16 protein-coding genes, 2 tRNA genes and 1 pseudogene are annotated in these 20,937 nt (G+C 68.8%); 10 read left to right on the forward strand and 9 right to left on the reverse strand.

Going from position 1 to position 20,937, the window contains the following annotated elements:
* Positions 1 to 7 precede the first annotated feature (7 nt).
* The gene (locus LBW94_RS34135; protein ID WP_225062796.1) at positions 8 to 469 is read right to left on the reverse strand and encodes a hypothetical protein; all 462 of its coding nucleotides are present in this window, start codon (positions 467 to 469) and stop codon (positions 8 to 10) included.
* 127 nt (positions 470 to 596) lie between these two features.
* On the opposite strand from LBW94_RS34135, the gene LBW94_RS34140 reads away from it, so the two are divergent.
* Both LBW94_RS34140 and LBW94_RS34145 read left to right on the forward strand, forming a co-directional pair.
* Entirely contained in the window at positions 597 to 1,580 is a 984-nt protein-coding gene (locus LBW94_RS34140; RefSeq protein ID WP_225062819.1) for a recombinase family protein, read from the forward strand.
* Between the two features lie 105 nt (positions 1,581 to 1,685).
* Positions 1,686 to 3,089, forward strand: a pseudogene (locus LBW94_RS34145) (IS3 family transposase).
* A 15-nt stretch (positions 3,090 to 3,104) separates the two neighbouring features.
* Here LBW94_RS34145 and LBW94_RS34150 read toward each other — a convergent pair.
* From LBW94_RS34150 to LBW94_RS34160, 3 genes are all read right to left on the reverse strand, one after another.
* Positions 3,105 to 3,734, reverse strand: a complete 630-nt coding sequence (locus LBW94_RS34150) for a hypothetical protein (RefSeq protein ID WP_225062704.1) — start codon at positions 3,732 to 3,734, stop codon at positions 3,105 to 3,107.
* A 214-nt stretch (positions 3,735 to 3,948) separates the two neighbouring features.
* A tRNA-Pro gene (locus LBW94_RS34155) sits at positions 3,949 to 4,025 on the reverse strand.
* Positions 4,026 to 4,069: 44 nt separating this feature from the next.
* Positions 4,070 to 4,140 (reverse strand) — tRNA-Gly (locus tag LBW94_RS34160).
* Positions 4,141 to 4,580: 440 nt separating this feature from the next.
* On the opposite strand from LBW94_RS34160, the gene LBW94_RS34165 reads away from it, so the two are divergent.
* The gene (locus LBW94_RS34165; RefSeq protein WP_225062703.1) at positions 4,581 to 5,579 is read left to right on the forward strand and encodes a GGDEF domain-containing protein; all 999 of its coding nucleotides are present in this window, start codon (positions 4,581 to 4,583) and stop codon (positions 5,577 to 5,579) included.
* Positions 5,580 to 5,627: 48 nt separating this feature from the next.
* Positions 5,628 to 6,500, forward strand: a complete 873-nt coding sequence (locus LBW94_RS34170) for a GA module-containing protein (protein ID WP_225062706.1) — start codon at positions 5,628 to 5,630, stop codon at positions 6,498 to 6,500.
* A gap of 104 nt (positions 6,501 to 6,604) precedes the next feature.
* On the opposite strand, the gene LBW94_RS34175 is transcribed toward LBW94_RS34170, so the two are convergent.
* Positions 6,605 to 7,441, reverse strand: a complete 837-nt coding sequence (locus LBW94_RS34175; RefSeq protein ID WP_225062702.1) for an Fpg/Nei family DNA glycosylase — start codon at positions 7,439 to 7,441, stop codon at positions 6,605 to 6,607.
* Positions 7,442 to 7,444: 3 nt separating this feature from the next.
* Entirely contained in the window at positions 7,445 to 7,915 is a 471-nt protein-coding gene (locus LBW94_RS34180) for a ribose-5-phosphate isomerase (protein WP_225062701.1), read from the reverse strand.
* A 79-nt stretch (positions 7,916 to 7,994) separates the two neighbouring features.
* Here LBW94_RS34180 and LBW94_RS34185 point away from each other — a divergent pair, with 79 nt between their 5' ends.
* From LBW94_RS34185 to LBW94_RS34205, 5 genes are all read left to right on the forward strand, one after another.
* Positions 7,995 to 9,050, forward strand: a complete 1,056-nt coding sequence (locus LBW94_RS34185) for a M48 family metallopeptidase (protein WP_225062700.1) — start codon at positions 7,995 to 7,997, stop codon at positions 9,048 to 9,050.
* A gap of 75 nt (positions 9,051 to 9,125) precedes the next feature.
* The gene (locus tag LBW94_RS34190; RefSeq protein WP_225062705.1) at positions 9,126 to 9,620 is read left to right on the forward strand and encodes an NUDIX domain-containing protein; all 495 of its coding nucleotides are present in this window, start codon (positions 9,126 to 9,128) and stop codon (positions 9,618 to 9,620) included.
* Positions 9,621 to 9,747: 127 nt separating this feature from the next.
* Positions 9,748 to 11,229: a sensor histidine kinase gene (locus LBW94_RS34195; RefSeq protein WP_225062699.1), complete on the forward strand. Its 1,482-nt coding sequence runs from the start codon at positions 9,748 to 9,750 to the stop codon at positions 11,227 to 11,229.
* Between the two features lie 120 nt (positions 11,230 to 11,349).
* Positions 11,350 to 12,639 (forward strand): bifunctional glycosyltransferase family 2/GtrA family protein, encoded by a 1,290-nt coding sequence (locus LBW94_RS34200; protein ID WP_266272833.1) that lies wholly within the window; start codon positions 11,350 to 11,352, stop codon positions 12,637 to 12,639.
* 117 nt (positions 12,640 to 12,756) lie between these two features.
* Positions 12,757 to 15,075: a glycosyltransferase family 39 protein gene (locus tag LBW94_RS34205; RefSeq protein ID WP_225062744.1), complete on the forward strand. Its 2,319-nt coding sequence runs from the start codon at positions 12,757 to 12,759 to the stop codon at positions 15,073 to 15,075.
* A 79-nt stretch (positions 15,076 to 15,154) separates the two neighbouring features.
* Here LBW94_RS34205 and LBW94_RS34210 read toward each other — a convergent pair whose 3' ends face one another.
* From LBW94_RS34210 to LBW94_RS34220, 3 genes are all read right to left on the reverse strand, one after another.
* Entirely contained in the window at positions 15,155 to 17,725 is a 2,571-nt protein-coding gene (locus tag LBW94_RS34210) for a polynucleotide kinase-phosphatase (RefSeq protein WP_266272835.1), read from the reverse strand.
* Positions 17,722 to 19,317 (reverse strand): 3' terminal RNA ribose 2'-O-methyltransferase Hen1, encoded by a 1,596-nt coding sequence (locus LBW94_RS34215; RefSeq protein ID WP_225060567.1) that lies wholly within the window; start codon positions 19,315 to 19,317, stop codon positions 17,722 to 17,724. The genes LBW94_RS34210 and LBW94_RS34215 overlap by 4 nt, the downstream gene beginning before the upstream one ends.
* A 120-nt stretch (positions 19,318 to 19,437) precedes the next feature.
* Positions 19,438 to 20,025, reverse strand: a complete 588-nt coding sequence (locus LBW94_RS34220) for a hypothetical protein (protein ID WP_225060568.1) — start codon at positions 20,023 to 20,025, stop codon at positions 19,438 to 19,440.
* Between the two features lie 295 nt (positions 20,026 to 20,320).
* On the opposite strand from LBW94_RS34220, the gene LBW94_RS34225 reads away from it, so the two are divergent.
* A complete protein-coding gene (locus tag LBW94_RS34225) occupies positions 20,321 to 20,878 on the forward strand; it encodes an FKBP-type peptidyl-prolyl cis-trans isomerase (protein ID WP_416277008.1) in 558 nt (185 codons plus the stop codon).
* Positions 20,879 to 20,937: the final 59 nt, after the last annotated feature.

Below are 20,937 nucleotides of genomic sequence, written 5' to 3' on the forward strand. Positions count from 1 at the left end.
ATGGCGTCTACTTGCCGTCGGAATCCGCGCTCTCGGAGATCTGTTCCAAGAGCGCGAAGGCTTTTCCCGCCAGATCCAGGGCAGCCTTGGTCTTACCCAGTTGTGACTCGAGTTTCTCGTTCTTCGCCGCCAGCTGCGTGGAATCGGATTTCAATTTCCGGTTCTCCGCCCGCAGCCGTTCCAACTCCTCGGTCACCGGATCCTTCGCCGGTTTCCCGGTCGTCGCGGACAGAGTTCCCTTCGACTGTTGTTTACGCCAATGCTCGATATGGGAATGGTAGAGACGCTCCGACCGCAACAAGGCGCCGCGTTCCGGGCCGCCTTCTGGCAGGGCGTCGTATTCGGCGAGGATCCGCGCCTTGTACGCGGCGGTGAACGTGCGCCGCGCCGGCCGCCCCGTCTTCTTGCCCACCGGCCCATTCTGCCCCGCCGCCGTCGCGGCGGCCTGGTCGGCCAAGGTCATCGTCACTGCTCGATCGTTCCTGTCTCGCCCTGGTCTACCTCAAAGGAGTACAGCGTCCCCCTGTCTCATCCCAGACTGACAGACAGGGTCTCCTTACTCCCGTTTCCTTCACTCCAGCCATTAGGAGATTCCGTTGACCAGTAAACCTGACCGTGCCAAAGCCTCCGGCCTCAAGAAAGCGGTTGCGCTACTACGGGTCTCAACCAAAGGCCAACTCGGCACCGCCATGGATATCGACCCTGACGGCCTCTCCATTGGTACCCAACGCGCCAGCACCGACACCAAGGCTGCCGAACTCGGCGCTGAGGTGGTGGATGCGTTTGTCGAGCCTGGCTACTCGGCGAGCAAGCTGACGATCGACCAGCGGCCGGTGTTTCAGGACATGCTGAAGTTCATCGCCGCTCACCCTGACGTCGCGTACGTCATCGTCTACATGCGGTCGCGTATTTTCCGGAACCGCTACGAGGCCGCCATCGTGGAATACCAGCTCAAGCAGATGGGCATACGACTGGTCAGCGTTCACGAGGACTTCGGCGAGGGACCCTACGCCGATGCTGTCGCGGGCGTGGTCGACGTCATGAACCAGCTCACCACCACCGTTCAAGGCCTCGACATCCAGGAGAAGATGCGCCGCAAGGCCGTTGACCTCGGCGGTACCCTCGGCCGCGCTCGGCTCGGCTACCTGAACGTCACGATCAAGGTGGACGGACACGACGTCAACACAATCCGGCTGGACGAGCAGCGAGCGCCGTTGGTACTGAAGGTTTTCGAGCTGTACGCCACTAACGAGTACTCCATCGACCGCCTGGAGGCGACGATGGCCGATCTGGGGCTCACCACGCGGGCCACCAAACGCTATCCAGAACAACCCGTCTCCGGTAGCAAGCTTCACGCCATGCTGAGCGATCCCTACTACATCGGCTTCGTGCGCTACAAGGGCGACACCTACCCCGGCCGTCACGATCCGATCGTCAGCCACGAACTGTTCGAGCGCGTACAGGAAGTACTCCACCTCCGCAGCGGCCGGGGCCAGCGCGACCGCGTACATCAGCACTACCTGAAGGGCTCGTTGTTCTGCCAGCGGTGTCACAAGGCCCTGCGTGTCAGCCTGAGGTGAGTCCGCTGGTTCACAGCAACTCGGTGTTGTAGGGCGAGAGATGGATCGATCACCACGATGACTACCACCAGTACGACGCGTCGGGGGTCCGGCGAGAATGTCGGGATGGGTAGCAGTGACCCCGCTGCGGGCGGGCGACGGCGGCGGGTGTTCAGCCCGGCGGAGAAGCTGGCGTATTTGGCCGGTTACGAGGCCGCGGCCGGGCAGCCGGGCGGTGGTGCCGCCTATCTGCGGGAACAGGGCTTGTATTTCGTCGCTGATCACCGAGTGGCGCCGGCAGCGCGATGCCGGCGTGTTGCAGGGCAAAGCGCCGGGTGAGAAGACCGGCCGTTTGTCGCCGGAGCAGGCGGAGATCGCCCGGTTGAAAGCCGAGCTGGCGAAAGCACAGAAGAAACAGGCGATGACCGACGCCGCGCTGGAGATCATGGGAAAAGCGCACGCGCTCTTGGAAAGTCTATCCTCCGAGAGCGCGGACACCGACGAACCGAAGCGGAAGAAGCGTTGAAGAATGCGTGGAAAGCGTTGTGCGGCACCGGTATCGGGCAGCGGCGGGCGAGCGCGTTGACCGGGCTGGCGCGGGCGACGATGAACCGCCGCCGGACGGTGCCCGCCGGGCCGGTGGTGCGGCGTGCGGCCCCGGGTAACAAGCTCACCGTGCTCGAACGCCACCGGGTGCTGGCCACGCTCAACAGTGACGAGTTCGTGGACCTGGCGCCACTCGAGATCTACGCACGGCTACTCGACCAAGGCGAATACGTGTGTTCGGTGTCGACGATGTACCGGATCCTGGCCGAGAACCAGCAGGTCAAAGACCGGCGCCGGCAAGCCCGCCACGGTAAGAAAGTGTGCCCGGAGCTGGTCGCGACCTCACCGCGGCAGGTGTATTCCTGGGACATCACCAAGCTCGCCGGCCCGGTCAAGGGCCGATACTTCGACGCCTACGTCATGATCGATATTTTCTCCCGTTACATCGTCGGTGTCGTGGTCCACAACAGTGAATCCGGGCAGCTCGCGGCCGAGATGATGCGCACGGTGTTCGGTGTCCACGGCATCCCGGACGTGGTCCATGCCGACCGTGGGACGTCGATGACCAGCAAAACCGTCGCCGCCCTGCTCGACGACCTCGGCGTGACCCGGTCGCACTCACGGCCACGAGTGTCCAACGACAACCCCTACAGCGAATCACTGTTCAAGACAGTGAAATACGGTCCAGAATTCCCGGAACGGTTCGGAACCCTGTCCGAGGCAAGACAATTCATGGAATCGTTCACCCAATGGTACAACCATGAACATTGCCATACCGGCCTGGGCCTGCACACACCCGCCGACGTCCACTACGGACTCGCCGCCGCCAAAGCCGCCGACCGCCGTCGCGTCCTCGACGCCGCCCGCGCCGCCAATCCCGGCCGGTTCGGCACCACCACTGCACCGAAAATCCTGACCCTGCCCGACAGTGTCTGGATCAACCAGCCCACACCCGACAGCGAGGACCAGCAGACAGCAGCCTGAACAAACCCACTGGTCTCATCCGGCTTGACAAATTCCGAGGCGGGCAGAATCTTCCGCCTGATCTACGCGGAGCCACAAGGCCGGGGTCATATCCGCTACAGGTATTTTTTCTGTCGCGGCCGGCAAGAAGGCGTCTGCGACCTCCCCCACCTTCCAGTCGAGCTGGTGGAGGACGCGATCGTCGATCACTACGCCACGTTGCAGCTGCCCGCTGACTTCATTGACGAGGTGCGAGCCCGGATGGAAGAGGTTGTGGCCGACGAGACCGCCACGACGCGGGAGTTGCACGCGGGCCTTCAGCGGAAACTCAAGGAACTGGGCGATCAGGAAGACCGTCTGATCCGCCTCATGCGGTTCGGGTCGATGCCGGAAGCCAAGATCCGCGCCGAGTTGTTCGACATCCAAGTGGAGCGTGACCGAGCGCAAGCCGGATTGACCCACACCAGTGCGGAACTTGCCGTCGGCGCACAGATACTGCGCGATGCTCTCCACCTGGCGGCCGATCCGCAAGCGTTGTACCGCGTCGGCACCGACGTAACCCGACGGCTCCTCAACGAGACGTTCTACGAACGGTTCTACCTCGATGACCTGGAAGTGAAAGCCGACGACAAGACACCGATCATGCGGGAGCTGCACGAGGGCCACCAGGCGTACCGGCGGCGGCTTGCGACAGCACCACATGGAGTGGCAGCCGCGACCAAGCGGGCCGGACACCTCAGCCGAGGAACCAAGAGGCGGAAACCGGGAAGCCTGCCGGTAGACGCGGGAGACTCCGCGTCTACCGAGGCTCAACCTCCGGAGGACCAGGCCCCTACTCTCGCCAGTGTTTTTTCGGTCACTGGTTCAAGTAGGGCCACCGTGGTCGGGATGACAGGATTTGAACCTGCGACCCTCCGCTCCCAAAGCGGATGCGCTACCAAGCTGCGCTACATCCCGAGGGGTGGGCCTGCGTGTCCGGAGAGGGCAAGCGGCCCCACCAGAGCGGGCGACGGGAATCGAACCCGCACCATCAGCTTGGAAGGCTGAGGTTCTACCATTGAACTACGCCCGCGCGCATACGACATTGATGGGATCGCCACGATGTCGTCTGCGACTGAGACTGTACCGAACGTCACTCATCGAACGCCAATCGACCTGGCCGGGCCGGGTGCGTATCGAGGAAACGGGCAATTCTGGCGGCATTTTCGTCCGGTTCGATCGTTTCTCGGCGTGGCGTGCTGCGACACGCTGTAGACCTGTGTAACGCCAGGTCGGCTGCCACGATCTCATCGGCGAATCGCCATTCGCGAGGTGCCGAACTGGTTGTAAAACAGCATTTTTCGGCACCGGGTGGCTTGCTAGGATCCTTTTTGCCGGACGGGGGTATCTGGAAAGGGGGCGGTGAGCGTGCGCCGAGCAAGGTGTGCCGTACCGCATGACAGTGAGCTCGACCAGGAGGGCGTGACCGGCCGGAGGGCCGGCACCGGCATCGTCTGCGCAGGGTGACCGGCAATGCGTACCGAGCTCGATACGCAGATCGCCGCCACCAGTCGCGACTGGGCCCGTGCCGTTCATCCCGGCGGAGGTCTCGCTGTGACGACCGCAGAGCTGGAATACCGATTCGGCTCGTTGATCGAGGCATTACTCGAACTCGCCGGTTCGGAACCCTTTCCGGTGACCGCCGCCCGGGCGATCGGGCGGCGGCTCGCGGAGGAGCCGTTCGAACGGACCCGGATGCTGGCCCCGGCTTCGCGCGCGCTGCTGGGTTTCGCACCGGGCGAACCGGGTTCGCTGGTGGCGACCAGATGGCCGTTCGTGGCCAGTCACGCCATCGACAGTTATGCCGAGGAGCTGCAACAGCGGGCGCTGGCGCAGCAGGAGCGCAGTCTGAACGCCGCGGTGTCGGTGCGGGTGCAGGAGATCGCCGCACTGCAACACCGCTGGCGGCACGAGGCCACCCATGACGCGCTCACCGACCTGGCCAACCGCTCGCTGTTGCAGGAGCGGGTGCTGTCGATGGCGGCCGACCGCACCCGGGGGATCGGGCTGCTGCTGATCGATCTGGACGACTTCAAGCAGATCAACGACGGGTACGGGCATGCCGTCGGTGACGAGGTGCTGGTGGAGATCTCGCACCGACTGCGCTCGGCCGCTCCGCTGGACGCGGTGGTCAGCCGCTACGGCGGCGACGAGTTCGTGGTCGCGCTGCCGACCTGGCGGAACACGTTGCGGGAGGCCGCGATGCGCGTGCTGGCCGCGTTGCACGAGCCGATCCGCACCGCCGCGGGGCTGGTCCCGGCCTCGGCCAGCGTCGGCACCGCGTTCTGCCCGGCCGGTCGGCCGTGTGATTTCGCGGACCTGCTGCGCAGCGCGGACCGGGCCATGTATTCGGCGAAGACCGCGGGCAAACGGCGGTTCGCGCTGGCGCCGGTGGAGGACGACGAGGACGACATCGACACCGGTGGCCTACCCACCGTGGCGCTGCGGTTCGGCGCGGCAGTGGCGGGGTGAGCCCGCGATGTCCAGCAATTTCCCGGCTAAATTCGGACTCGCAGTACTCTGGACGACGTGGCGCTACTGCTGATACTTCTGGTTCTCGTCCTGCTGGTGTTTCTCGTGGCGACCGTCGCCGGCCGCGGCAACCGCTCGCGCACGGCCACCCAGCTCGCCGACGCCAAGGCCGACGCCCGGCGGCTCATCGAGCGGCTGGGCGGTCAGGTGTACAACCTGACCGGCACCGACGATGCCTCGAAGCAGGCCCTCGCCGACGCCGGTGAGCGGCTCAACGCCGCGGGCTCGCAGATCGACCAGGCGACGACCGTCCCGCAGGCCCGGCTGGCGAAGGAGACGGCCGTCGAGGGCCTGTACTACGTCCGCGCCGCACGGACCGCCATGGGCCTGGACCCGGGTCCCGCGATTCCGGAGCTGGACGGTCAGCGGTCGGCCGGCTCGGTCACCGAGGACCGCAGCATCGACTACGACGGCCGGCGCATCGAGGCGTCACCCGCTCCGACCGCTCAGACGCCCAACTACTACCCGGGTGGCATGGTCGCGGGCCGCCCGGTCCCGGCCGGCTGGTATTCCGAGCCGTGGTGGAAGACCGCACTGGTCGCCGGTGCCTGGGGTGTCGGATCGGTCCTGCTGTTCGATGCTCTGTTCAGCGGCATGTCCGGTGTGGCGTACGGCGCCACCGGTTTCGAGGGTGGCTACGGCGACGGCAACTACGGCGACGGCTACCAGGCCGGTTACGACGCCGGCGCCGATCAGGGCTACGGCGGCGATCAAGGCTACGGCGATCAGGGCTACGGCGGCGGAGACTACAGCGGTGATTTCGGCGGCAGTTACGACTCCGGCGGTTTCGGTGGCGGGGACTTCGGTGGTTTCGACGGCGGTGGTTTCGATGGTGGCGGTGGTTTCGACGGCGGATTCTGACCGCCGGATCATCTCGCTGACATCCGGGATTTCGGGCGAAATGCCTTGACCGATGCGCTGATCCGGATCGTGTGACCCGTTCCCGATCCGGCGGTGCTCACCTGTCACGCGAGTGGGGCCGCGGGCCGGTCCGGCTGACAGGCCGGGCACCAGAACAGGTTCCGGCCGTCGAGGACGGTGTGCAGGACCGTGGCGCCGCACAGCCGGCACGGTTCACCGGCGCGACGGTAGACGTAGGTGCGAGGTTTACCCTGGGCATACGACGGGGCCCCGCGGTCGTGTTCGGGCCGGACCACCACGATCTTGCCGCGGCGCACGCCCACGCGCAGGAGCTCGACCAGATCGGCCCACAGCGCCTCCCATTCGTCGCGAGATATCGCGCGGCCGGGGCGCTGCGGTGAGATGTGGTGGCGGAAGAGGACTTCGGCGCGGTAGACGTTGCCGACACCGGCGACGACCGACTGGTCCATGAGCAATCCGCCGATCGAGCGGGCCGAGCGGTGGATGCGCTGCCAGGCGCGGTCGGGGTCGGCGTCGCGGCGCAACGGGTCCGGGCCGAGGCGGGCGGTGAGGGCGGTCACCTCCGGTTCGTGCAGCACCTCGCAGGCGGTGGGGCCGCGCAGATCCGTACCCCACAGCGAATCCGTCGCGCGCCCGGCGCCGACCATCCGCATCCGCACCTGCCCCACCGGATCACCCGGCGGCCCGGCCGATTCGGTGAACGTGCCGTACAACCCGAGGTGGACGTGCACGAACAAACCCGAGTCGTAGTGGTGCAGCAGGTGTTTGCCCCACGCCTCGGCGCGCACCAGGACGTGGCCGTCCACGAGAGCCGCGCCGTCCGCGAAGCGGCCCTGCGGGCTGGACACCCGGACCACGCCCCCGGCGAACCGCTTGTGGTGCAGCCGCGCCAGGCGATGCAGCGTATGCCCTTCCGGCATGGCTCAGTTCGGGATGACCGGGGGGACACCCGTCTTCTCGTAGTCGGCGAGGATGTCGATGCGGCGCTGGTGCCGCTCCTCACCGGACCACGGGGTGGCCAGGAAGGCGTCGACGATCTGGAGGGCGTCCTCGGGGCTGTGCATGCGGCCGCCGATGCCCATCAGCTGCGCGTTGTTGTGCTGGCGGGCCAGCCGGGCGGTCTCGATGCTCCAGGCCAGTGCGCAGCGGGCGCCGGGCACCTTGTTCGCGGCGATCTGCTCGCCGTTACCGCTGCCGCCGATCACGATGCCGAGGCTGCCCTCGTCCGCGACGACGCGCCGCGCGGCATCGATGCAGAACGCCGGGTAGTCGTCGAGGGCGTCGTATTCGTGGGCGCCGCAGTCGAAGACTTCGTGGCCCGCGCGCTGCAGATGATCCTTGACAGTGTTCTTCAGCTCGAAGCCGGCGTGGTCGGCACCCAGGTATACGCGCATGGGTACCGATTGTGTCAGGCCATCGCCGTGGCGTTCGTCGCGGGATCACAGGTCCGCGGCCCTCGATAGAGTCGAGTTCATGTCCGACGAGCACTGGAGCCCACCGGCCGCCCCGCCCCCGCCTCCGGGCTGGAATCCCGTCACCGGAATGTCCGGCTGGGACCCGCGGGTCGGCCCGCCGGGCTGGGCGCCGCAGCCGGGGTACACGCCGCCGCAGATCCCACCCCATCAGCCGGGTCGCGGGCTGTCGCCGTTCGGGATGCCGGCCCGGCACAGCTGGGAGATCCCGCTGCTGGTGGTGGTGATCCTGGTGACGATCCTGGCCTATCTGTTCGTGATCCTGCTGGCGCTGCTGGGTCATCTCGACCAGTACGGATTGCTGTTGCTGTTCGCGCCGGTGCTGCTGTGGGCCGGCCGTGGCATGAACTATTCGCGGCAGCGGCTGAACGCGGTCAAGATGTCGCCGACCCAGTTTCCGGAGGGGTACCGGCTGGTGGTGGAGGCGGCCGGGCGGTTCGGGCTGGCGAAGGTGCCCGATGCCTATGTGGTGCTGGGCAACGGGCAGATCAACGCCTTCGCCTCCGGTCACGGGTTCCGCCGGTACGTGTGTGTCTACAGCGATCTGTTCGAGGTCGGTGGCGCGGCGCGCGATCCCGACGCGCTGGCCTTCATCATCGGTCACGAGGTCGGCCACATCGCCGCCGGGCACGTGTCCTATTGGCGGCAACTGGGCATGTTCGTCGGGCCGTTCCTGCCGGTGCTCGGCACCGCGCTGATCCGGTCCCAGGAGTACACCGCCGACAATCACGGCTTCTGCAACCGGCACCTCGGCGCACCCGGTGCGATGCGGGTGCTGGCCGCGGGCAAGTATCTCAACAGCCTGGTGAATTTCGACGAGATGGCCGACCGCGCGCCGCGGGAGAAGGGTTTCTTCATCTGGGTGGTGAATGCGATGTCCTCCCATCCGGTGCTGACCTGGCGAATGTGGGCGCTGCGCGATCGCAGCCGGCACGGCCGGATGTTCCTGCGCCCCAACGCCCCGGCTCCCGCCCGGTTCGCCGGGCCGCCTCCCGGCTATCCGCCGCCCAACGGGCCGTACGGGGAAGTTCCCGGATTGCCGCAGCGACCGTACTGAACCGCTTGCCGGACAGGATAATTCGGGCGGTCGGACCGGTTGTGATCCGGATGAGGCAGACTGCCGGGGGTGAGCATGACGTTCAGTGCGGGAGTTCTGTTGTTCCGGCGGCGCGCCGGACTCGAGGTGTTGCTCGGGCATATGGGCGGTCCGCTGTGGGAGCGGAAGGATTCGGCCGCCTGGTCGATCCCGAAGGGCGAGTACCTGCCGGAGGAGGAGAGCGCCACCGCCGCGGCGGCCCGGGAGTTCGAGGAGGAACTGGGCCTGCCGGTGCCCGAGGGGGAGTGGGTGCCGTTGGGCGATGTGCGCTACGGCAGCGGTGGCCGGACCAAACAGGTCACGATCTGGGCGGTCGAGGGCGATCTGGATCCGGCGCTGGTGGTGCCGGGCACCTTCGAGATGCAATGGCCGCCGCGCTCGGGCCGCATCCAGGAGTTTCCCGAGATCGATCGGGCCGAATGGTTCGGGCTGGAAGTTGCCCGGGAGAAGCTCGGGGTGGGGCAGCGGCCGTTTCTCGACCGGATCGCCGCGCACGCGGTGGAACCGCTCGACGGCACGGTGCCACACTGACGGCGCTTCCAGCTTTCTCCCAGGTTGAGTGCGGAACAATGGGGTGCGTGATGAGCCCGACGCCGCCTGCCACCCGACATCGCTGTTCCCGGCTCGCCCCCGACCGGCGGCCGGGAGCGAGGCGCCGATGAGCCTGCGGTCCGTGCTGGGGCGGCGGGCCTCCTCGGTCCCGTTGCGGATCGGCCTGGTGGTCGCGATGGTGACGCTCACCGGGCTGGTGCTGCTGGCCTGTGGGGTCGCCATCACCTCGTCGCTGTCGAATTCGCTGACCGCTCGCACCGACGAGCAGATCAGCGACGCGGTGCAGACCTGGGCGCGCCCGCGGCCGATGAAGCAGGTGGACACGGTGACCGGGCCGCGTTGGGTGCCCGCCGATGTGCAGGGACCGCCGCCGACCCAGCCGACGTCGACCGCGGAGCAGCCGCGGCGCTTCTTCGAGCTGCGGTTGTCGCCCACCGGTGACATCTATCAGCAGGAGGGGCCGCACGTGTCCCCGCCGCAACTGCCGCAGAAACCGGTGCCGGGTCCGGTCACGGTCCCGGCGGTCGACGGGTCCACCACGTGGCGGATCGTCACCGCCACCAATCAGTACGGTTCCAACACCGTCGGCCTGCCGCTGACCGACGATCGCGACACCGTGTCGCGGCTGATCGCCTTCGAGCTCGGCACCGGGGTGGCGGGGCTGGTGCTGCTGGGTGTGGCGGGCTATCTGGTGGTGCGGCGCAGCCTGCGGCCGTTGCGGCAGGTGGAGGAGACCGCCGCCGCCATCGTCGGCGGCGATCTGAACCGGCGGGTACCGGTGCGGAACGTGGACACCGAGGTGGACCATCTGGCCCAGTCGCTCAACGCCATGCTCAGCCAGATCCAGCACGGTGTCGCCGCGATCGAAGCCTCCGAGGAGGCGGCCCGGCGATCCGAGGCCAAGATGCGGCAGTTCGTCGCCGACGCCAGCCACGAGTTGCGCACCCCGCTGACCACCATCCGGGGTTTCGCCGAGCTGTATCGGCAAGGCGCGAGCCAGGATCCGAGCCTGGTGCTGCAACGCATCGAGGGTGAGGCGGGCCGGATGAGCCTGCTGGTGGAGGATTTGCTGATGCTGGCCCGGCTGGACGCGCAGCGGCCGCTGGAACGCAAACCGGTCGATCTGCTGACCCTGGCCGGCGACGCCGTGCACAATGCCCAGGCGATGGCCGCGCAGCAGGCCGGACCCGACGGCCCCACCCGGCCGATCTCCCTCGAAATTGCTTCCGGTACAGGGACATTGGAGATCCGTGGCGACGAGCCCCGGCTGCGGCAGGTGCTGGCCAACCTGCTCGGCAACGCCCTGACACATACCCCGCCCGGCGCACCGGTGACGGTACGGCTGACGCCGTGCCCGGAGGATGTGCGCATCGATGTCGTCGACAAGGGCCACGGGCTGTCCGAGGAGGCCGCGGCGCGCGTCTTCGAACGGTTCTACCGGACCGACACCTCGCGCACCCGGGCCAGTGGCGGCAGTGGGCTGGGATTGTCGATCGTGCGGGCGCTGGTGACCGCGCACGGCGGTGAGGTGAGCGTGTCCAGCGAACCCGGGGCGGGTGCGACCTTCAGCGTCGTGGTGCCGCGCTGACCGTCGGCCCAGCCGCGCCGGACGGGCCGGATTGCCACGTCGACCTCGGCATTCGGACAGCACAGCGATCTCCCAGAGTTTATCCAGTGGCGGTGCAGCATCGGGCCTGATGCTGGTGTCATGACCGAGATTGCAACCGTTGTTCCCGCCCTTGATCGCCGCGGTGCGGCGGCGACCGCTCCCGTGGTGGACGTGGTGATTCCCGTCTACAACGAGGAGCGTGATCTCGGCGTCTGCGTGCGCCGACTGCACGAGTTCCTCAGTGGCGGATTCCCGTTCACGGCCCGGATCACCATCGCCGACAACGCGTCGACCGATGCCACCCTCGATGTCGCCCAACTGCTGGCCGCCGAACTGGACGGCGTGCAGGTGGTGCACCTGGATCGCAAGGGCCGCGGCCGGGCCCTGCGCGCGGTGTGGGAGGCCTCCGACGCGCAGGTCGTCTCGTACATGGATGTGGATCTGTCGACCGATCTGAATGCGTTGCTGCCGTTGGTGGCGCCGCTGGTGTCCGGGCATTCGGATCTGGCGATCGGTACCCGGCTGTCGCGGTCGTCGCGGGTGGTGCGGGGGCCGAAGCGGGAGTTCATCTCCCGCTGCTACAACCTGATCCTGAAGGCGTCGTTGCAGGCGCGGTTCTCCGATGCGCAGTGTGGTTTCAAGGCGATGCGCACCGATGTGGCACGGAAGTTGCTGCCGCTGGTGCAGGACGGCGAGTGGTTCTTCGACACCGAACTGCTGGTGCTGGCCGAACGGTCCGGGCTGCGCATCCACGAGGTGCCCGTCGACTGGATCGACGACCCGGATTCCCGCGTGGACATCGTCGATACCGCGCGCAAGGACCTGCTGGGCGTGTGGCGGGTCTCCAAGGGCCTGGCCACCGGCGCCCTCCCGGTGGACGAGCTGCGGGCCGCGATCGGCCGGGAGCCGCTGGTGGACGGGGTGCCGCTGGGTATGGTCGGGCAGCTGGTGCGCTTCGGCATCATCGGCGTCGTCTCGACGCTGGCCTACATGCTGCTGTACGTGCTGTTGCAGCCGCTGGCCGGGGCTCAGGCGGCCAACTTCCTCGCCCTGCTGATCACCGCGGTCGGTAACACCGCCGCGAACCGGGCGTTCACGTTCGGGGTGCGGGGGTCGACGCGGATGGTGTCGCAGCACTTCCAGGGTCTGCTGCTCTTCGCCTTCGCCTGGGTGGTGACCAGTGGGTCGCTGTTCGCGCTGCATCGGTGGGCGCCGGATGCCGCGGTGCATCTGGAACTGTTCGTGCTGGTGGTGGCCAACCTGGTGGCGACGCTGACCCGCTTCGTCGGCCTCCGGTTCGTGTTCCGCAACGAGGTACCCGCCGCCGCGGTGGTGAACGAGCGGGCCGCCGCGGCCCAGCTCGACAACCGCGCCTACGCGGAGCTGTGACCCGCCACACCCGTCCGATCCCTCCCGGAGCCCGGCTCGAATCCCCGAGCCGGGCTCCCAGCGTTCTCCCAGTCTCGTCGGAGGATGAGCCCGAGAACGGTCTGACAGGCTGAGGACATGACCGACACCGCGATAGCCCCGAGCCGGCCCGCGTCCGGGCCCCCGGAGCCGGACCGATCCGCCGATCAGCGGAAGTCGATCCGCGAGTACGCCGCCCTGGCGGTACTGCTGATCGGCACCGCCGTCGCCTACTTCTGGAACCTCGGCAGCAACGGCTGGGCCAACTCGTTCTACGCGGCGGCTGTTCAGTCCGGCGCGAAGTCGTGGAAGGCGTTCTTCTTCGGGTCCTCGGACTGGGGTAACTCCATCACCGTCGACAAGACCCCGGCCTCGCTGTGGCCGATGGAGATCTCGGTGCGTCTGTTCGGCATGCACTCGTGGAGCATGTTGCTGCCACAGGTGCTGCTGGGCATGGGTTCGGTCGCGCTGATCTGGGCGTCGCTGCGGCGTATCGCCGGTCCCGCGGCCGGGCTGCTCGGCGGGCTGGCACTGGCGGTGACGCCGGTGGCGGCGCTGATGTTCCGGTTCGACAACCCGGACGCCGCGCTGGTGTTCCTGATGCTGACGGCGGTGTGGGCGATGACCCGAGCGCTGGCCGACGGCCGCTGGCGGTGGCTGGTGCTGTGCGGGCTGCTGGTCGGATTCGGCTTCCTGGCAAAGCAATTGCAGGTGATGCTGGTGCTGCCGGCGCTGGCGCTGACCTATCTGATCGCGGGGCCGCCCAAATTGGGTGTGCGGCTGCTGCAACTGCTGGCGGCGGCGGTATCGTTGCTCGCCGGCGCCGGTTGGTGGGTGCTGATCGCACAGCTGTGGCCCGCCGACTCTCGGCCGTATTTCGGTGGCTCGGAACATAATTCGACGATGGAGCTGGCCCTCGGCTACAACGGCCTGAATCGGCTCGGGGTCGGCAACGACGGGATGCCGGGGATGCCCGGACCGCCGCCCGGTGGCGGTAATCATCACTTCGGCTTCGGATCCGATGCCGGACTGCCGCGGCTGTTCAGCGAGTCGATCGGCGGTCAGGTCGCCTGGCTGATTCCGGCGGCCCTGGTGCTGTTCGTGGTCGGGCTCGTCCTCCGCGGCCGCGCGCCTCGTACCGATGCCCAGCGTTCTGCCGTATTGCTGTGGGGCATCTGGGCGTTGGTGACCGGGCTGGTGTTCAGCTTCATGCGCGGGATCTTCCACCAGTACTACACGGTCGCGCTGGCCCCGGCCGTGGCCGGCACGGTCGCGCTCGGTGCGGTGCTGGCGTGGCGTGAGCGCGACAAGCTCTGGGTGCGGATCGCGCTGGCGATCACGACCGCGCTGACCACCGCCACCGCGGTGGTGTTCCTCTCGCGCGTACCGGCTTTCGTGCCGTGGCTGCACTGGGTGATCCTGGCGGTCGGCCTCGTGGCGACGGTCGCACTGTTCGTCCCGAACCCGCGCCGCCTGGCCGTCGGCTCCGCGCTCGCGGCGACCCTGGCGACGCTCGCGGCCCCGGTGGCGTACTCGATCGACACGATCGGCACCCCGCACACCGGTCCGATCGTCCTGGCCGGCCCACAGTCCGGCAACGGTTTCCCAGGCGGCCCGCCGACGGGTGGACCCGGCAATCAGGGCGGAACCGGCAATCAGGATGGACCCGGAGGCTCCGGCAATCCGAACGAGCCCAGCGGCTCCGGCGGCCAGGGCTCGGTCGGCAATCCGGGCGGCCCGGGAGCCCACAACGGCCAAGACGTGCCCGGTGATCCGAGCGGGCCAGGAGCCTATGGTGACGAGGGCATGCCCGGCGGCCGGGTGGCTCCGGGCGGCCCGGTCCTCCCGGACGGGTCGAGCGTGCCCGGTGATCAGCCGATCCCGGCTGCTCCCGGAACCGATGGTGGTCAGGGCGGCCTCGCGGGCACAGCCGGGCCGGATGCGTCCGGCGGTCCGGCAGTGCCGGGTGGCGCCGGTGATGCCGCGCCGCAGCCCGGTGATGCGGGTAAGGCGGCCGATCGGTCGGGAGGCCCGCGGCGCGGATGGAGCGGTGGCCCGGACAAGGCGCTGGTGGCGATGATTCGTGACAGCGGCGCTGGATACACCTGGGCGGCTGCGACTATCGGTTCGATGAGTCAAGCGGACCTCCAGTTGGACAGTGGGCAGTCGGTGATGCCGATCGGCGGCTTCGGTGGTGGCGATCCGTCGCCGACGCTGGAGCAGTTCGAGAAGTACGTGGCGCAGGGCCGAATCCACTACTTCGTGACCGATACCGATGGGCCGGGTGGCGGCGGACCCGGCCGCAACAAGGACTCGACTGCCTCGAAGATCACCCAGTGGGTCAAGGACCACTACGGGTCCACCGTCGTGGGCGACAAGCTGGTCTACGACCTCACCTCGCCACGAATCGCCGGATAGCCGAACGATTCTCGGCAGATCGCACCGCTGCCTCTCCGGTGTGTCGCGCCGATCCCGGTTCGGGATCGGCGCGACGCCGTCAGAGGCGGGGGTCGATCGGTTCGGATTCCAGGGCCAGGATCGCGAAGACCGCCTCGTGGATGCGCCACAGCGGGTCGCCCGCGACCAGGCGGTCCAGGGCTTCCAGGCCCAGGGCGTATTCACGCAGTGCCAGCGAGCGTTTGCGGCCCAGGCCGCGGGTGCGTAGTCGACTCAGATTGGCGGGGTGCTGGTACTCCGGGCCGTAGATGATCCGGAGGTATTCCGGGCCACGGCATTTCACCCCGGGCTGGACCAGTCGGGCACTGCGCGTGGCGGTTCCGTGGACCAGGGATTCCACCGGCTTGACCACCATGCCTTCGCCGCCGGCGGCGGTGAGGTCGGTCCACCAGGCGGTGGCGGCCGCCTCGCTGCCGGAATCGGACACGTCGACCACCACGCGTGCGGTCTCGGTGAACAGATCCGGATCGGCGGCGGCCAGGGTGTCCACCTGGTCCAGATGCCAGAGGTGGTCGCGGACGGCGTGGTTGACGCCCTCGGCGGCCAGGATCTGGAACGGGGCCAGGCGTACGCCCTCCAGGCCGTCGACAGGCCAGCAGTAGCGTCCGTACGCGATCGTGAAGGCGTCGGCGTCGGCCCGCCGGATCGCGGTGCGGCCGGCGAGTTCGGCGACGTCCACGCCGCGGGCGGCGGCCGCGGTCAGGATCGTGTCGGCCGCTGTGAGCGCGGTGCGGGCGGCCGCGCCGACTGCCGCGTACTGATCGCGCAGCAGTCCCGTGGCCTTCGCCGACCAGGGCAGTAGTTCGGCGTCCAGGACCAGCCAGGCGGTTCCCAGCGCGTCGAACAGGCCGGACTTCTCGGCAGCGGTCCGCACCCGGGCCAGGAGGGCCTCGGTCAGCGCCGGGCGATCGAAGAACGGGCGGCCGGTGCGGGTGTAGACGGCGCCGGTGCTCCCGTCGGTGACGCCGAAGCGGTCGCGGGCGGTCTCCGGGGTGCGGGTGAGCACGACGACGGCGCGGGAGCCCATGTGCTTCTCCTCGCACACCACCGCCGACACGCCCTCGGACCGGAAGTAGTCGAAGGACTGGGCCGGATGTTCCAGCAGCTCAACGGAACTCGCGGTCGCACAGGGCGACATGGTCGGCGGCAGGTAGACCAGCCAGCGCGGATCGACGGCGAACCGGCTCATCACCTCGAGGGCAGCGCTTGCGTTCTCCTCCTGCACACCGACCCGGCCCAGGTGCTTGGTCTCCACCACCCGCCGGCCGATCACATCGTCGAGATCGAGTACGCCCGGATCGCCGTGCCGGGTGCCGTCGACGCCGAGGGACGCCAGCGGCCGCACCGGCTCGTACCAGACCTGCCGCGCCGGGACGGAGACCGGCTCGCGCTCCGGATACCGCAGCGCCGTCAGACGCCCGCCGAAGACCACGCCGGTGTCCAGGCAGAGGGTGTTGTTCACCCAGTGCAGGTCGGCCACCGGGGTGTGCCCGTAGAGGACCGTGGCCCGGCTGCGGTACTCCTCGGCCCACGGCGCGCGGACCGGCAGCCCGTATTCGTCCGTCTCCCCGGTGGTTTCGCCGTACATCGCGAACGAGCGCACCCGGCCGGAGGCGCGGCCGTGGTACTCCTGCTTCAGCCCGGCGTGGGCGACCACCAGATTGCCACCGTCGAGCACGTAGTGACTGAGCAGGTCATGGCAGAAATCCCGCACGGTGCTGCGGAATTCGCCGGTCTCCTCGCCCAGCTGCGCCAGCGATTCCGCCAGCCCGTGGGAGACGGTGACCTTGCGGCCGTCCATCGCCCGCACCAGCTTGTTCTCGTGGTTTCCGGTGACGCACAGCGCATTTCCGGCGGCGACCATGCCCATCACCAGGCGCAGCACGCCCGGCGTGTCGGGGCCGCGGTCGACCAGGTCGCCGACGAAGACCGCCGTACGACCGTCGGGGTGCCGCGCGTCGTCGGGCCGGCCCGCCTCGTCGCGGTGCAACCGATACCCCAGCGTGTCCAGCAGCTCCTCCAGTTCGGCGCGGCAGCCGTGCACATCGCCGATCACGTCGAACGGGCCGGTCAGCTCGCGCTTGTCGGTCCACGCCTTCTCGTCGGTGATGGTGGCGGCGTCGATCTCCTCGACTCCGCGCAGTACATACACCCGGCGGAAGCCCTCCCGCTCCAGGGCGCGCAGGCTGCGGTGCAGTTCGCGCTGCTGTCGTGCGACGACGTGGTCGGCGAGATGGTTGCGGTCGGGCCGGAGTGCGTTGCGCTCCAGGCACACTCGCTCCGGCACGTCGAGCACGATGGCGACCGGCAACACGTCGTGGTCGCGTGCCACCCGGACCAGTTCCGCGCGGGCCCTGGCCTGGACGTTGGTGGCGTCGACGACGGTACGCAGACCGCGCCGCAGCCGCACCCCGGCGATGTGGTGCAACAGCGTGAACGCCTCGCCGGTCGCCGACTGATCGTTCTCGTCGTCGCTGACGATGCCCCGGCAGGTGTCCGACGAGAGGATCGCCGTCGGCCGGAAATGCTTGCGCGCGAATGTGGATTTGCCCGATCCGGTGCTGCCGACCAGAGCGACCAGGCACAACTCGGGGATGCTCAGGCTGGTCATCGTGCCGCCCCCGCTCCGGCCACCACGGCCTCGCCGGGCGAGACCGTGCGGAACACCGCGAGCTGGGTCGGCGAACCCAGCGCCGGATCGGCCGGGCCGACGGACTCGAATCGCACGGCGTAGCCGTAGTTCTCGCCGACCTGCGTCGCCCAGTCGGTGAATTCGGCCCGGCTCCACTCGAATCGGTGATCCGAGTGCCGGAACCGGCCGGCGGGCAGACCGTCGTAGAGCGTGTTGTATTCACCGTTGGGCGTGGTGACCACCACGGTCGCGGGCTTGGCCGCGCCGAACACCGAATGGGCGAGCGCGGGCAGCCGCGGGGGGTCCACGTGCTCGACGACCTCCATCAGTACCGCGGCGTCGTAGCCCCGTAGCGCGGCATCGGTGTAGGTCAGCGCACCCTGGCGCAGTTCGACCCGCCGTGCCGCCGCGCTCGGCAGTCGTTCCAGTCGACGCCGCGCGATCTGTAGTGCCCGTGTCGACACATCCACCCCCAGGATCTCTTCGAACATCTTGTCGGTCACCAGGTCTCGGATCAGCACTCCCTCGCCGCAGCCGAGGTCCAGCACCCGCCGCGCCCCCGCGGCCCGCAGCGCGGCCAGGACCGCGCGGCGGCGCAGCACCGCCAGCGACGCCTGTGGCTCGGCCGGACTGTTCGCGGCCGCACCACCGTACGGTGCCGACGCGGGAGAAGCCCCGGCCGAGGGAGCCCGGATCGGCTCCGCGGTGGCGCCGGGGTGGCCACGATCCGGCCCGGGTGTGGCGGCCGGGTTGTCGGCCGGCGTGCCGTCGTCGAGCAGGTCGGCATCGTCGACCGCATCCAGTTCCTCCGGTGCGGCATCGTCGATTTCGGCCAGCCGGGCCAGGGCCGTACGCACCAGGGATTGGCGGCGGGCCAGGTAGCGGCGGGTGATCCAGTCGCGTTCGGGGTGGGCCGATAGCCAGTTCGCCCCCGCGCGCAGCAGTTTGTCGATCTCGTCGGCGGCGAGCCAGTAGTGCTTGCCGCCGTCCAGGACGGGCAGCAGCACGTACAGGTGGGTCAGTGCGTCGGCGAGGCGCAGCGTGCCGGTCAGCTCCACGTGCACGTAGTGCGAGTCGCCCCACTCCGGGAAGACCGGGTCCAGGGGCACGGCGGTGGCGGTGACGGACCAGCCCAGCGGGGCGAACATCCGCTCGGCGCGGTCCGGTCCGCCCTTGCACGGGACCGCGGGCAGGTCGATGTGCAGCGGCAGGGCCACCTCCGGCAACTCCGGGCGGTGGGCGCAGCGGCCGTGCAGGGCGCTGGAGAACACCGTGGAGATCGCCACCGCCAACAGCGAGGAGGCGGCGTAGGGGCGGTCGTTCACATACTGGCCCAGACTGAATTCCGGTGTGCCGCGCGATTTTCCGCGCACCAGCCGGATCGGATCGATCTCCAGCAGCAGCGCGGCGGTGCAACGCTGCTCGGTCGCCTCGGGATAGAGGACGTGCGCGGTGCCGTAGGACTGTTCGAACACCTGCGCCCGATCGGGATGTTTGTGCAGCAGATAGCCGAGATCCGTTGCCGCCCAGGTGGCATCGTCCGGTCGCGTGCAGGTGATGGTCAACAGCATGTCGTGATCGTCACCCGTGACGGGTGAGCACGGCAAGCTATTTCCGGTTGTCGCACCCGTTGCCCGAAATTCTGTGGGGCCCAGAGGGGAGAAGGCCCTCGTCGCGCCGGGACTCGCCGATCAGACCGCCGCGCCGAGCGGGGCCAGATAGTCGAACACGGCGGGTGCGGGCTGGTAGAGCTGGACGGAGTGCAGTTCGTGTACGTGCAGGTGGCCGTCGAGGCGCCGCACCGCCCAGTTCGGCGGCAGGTTGCGGCGGCGGCTCGCGTAGGCGGTCATCAGGTCGCGGGCCAGCTGTGGCGGCGGCAGGCGATAGGCGGCCCGCCGGTGCAGCGCCAGCACCAGCACGTGCTCGGGGAGCGCGTCGAGGTCGGCCGGGTCGCCGAGCAGGCGGAACGACCGGGCCGCGATCGGGCCGGAGAGCTCGCCGTCGAGGAATTCCGTTATCGCGGCAGGTGATTCGGCGGTGGTGATCGGGTGCGGTACCAGGGTGGGCTCCACCTGCGCGCCGGAGGCCGGATCCGCGCCGGCCGGTCGCGCCGGGCGCAGCACCTCATGCCGGGCGAGCAGGTCGGCGAGCGCGTCGCGCAGCCCCACGGCGTACAGGTAGCCGGTGAACCGCAGCGCGAAGGAGGTGGTACTGCCGTGGTGTGACGGTACGGCCGGCCGCGTTGCGGGGGCCACCGCGGCGCTGCTGCGGAGCTCCATGTACGTCCAATCCTCATCGTCCCAACCGGTTTCGTGGCGGGAGTGGTGCGGAGCCTATACCTCTCACGCGGGTTAAGCGGATGTGTTTCATTCTTATTGAGTAGGTTCACGAATCGGCAGGTCAGGGCAGCTGTCAGCTGTGCGGTAGCTAGTGTTTCACTGTGTGCCACTGGCGGTTTGCGGACATCCGCCGCGGCCGGTCGGCGCGGCTGTCCGGGCTCGGTGCGTGTAGGTTCGCCCCGGCGGCGAGCGGCGTCGCCGGACGCATGTGCAACGACAGCGAGGAGGTGCGCGAATGCGCGTCATGGGCAGGATCGGATCGGCCGCGGCCGTGGCGGTCGCGACGGCGGTGCTCGCCGGATGTGGCAGCAGTGGCGATTCGTCGAGCACGTCGACCACGGCCGCCGGTGCAACCGCCTCGCAATCGCAGGCCTCGCACGGCCGCGCCTGTACCGCCGACGACATCAAGGTCGGCGGCGGCTTCGGCGTGGCGCCGACGATCACCCTGCCCGACAACTGCGACCCGCCGACCGATCTGGTCACCAAGGACCTCGTCACCGGCACCGGCCCGGGCGCCGCGGCGGGGCAGCAACTGCTGATGAACTACTCGCTGGTCACCTGGTCGGACAAGCAGAAGCTGGACAGCTCCTTCGATCGCGGCCAGCCGTTCCCGCTGACCCTCGGCGCGGGCATGGTCATCAAGGGCTGGGACCAGGGACTGACCGGAATCCAGCAGGGCACCCGGCGGCTGCTGATCGTGCCGCCGCAACTGGGCTACGGCCGCGGCGGCAACGGGGTGAAGCCGAACGAGACGCTGGTCTTCGTCACCGACGCCGTCCAGGTCGGCAGCTGATCGTCGCGTGCGGGGCGCTGGTCGGCCCCCGGCCGGGGGTATTCCTGCCGGTCGACTAA

This window comes from Nocardia sp. alder85J (assembly GCF_020176955.2).
Classification (GTDB): Bacteria; Actinomycetota; Actinomycetes; order Mycobacteriales; family Mycobacteriaceae; genus Nocardia.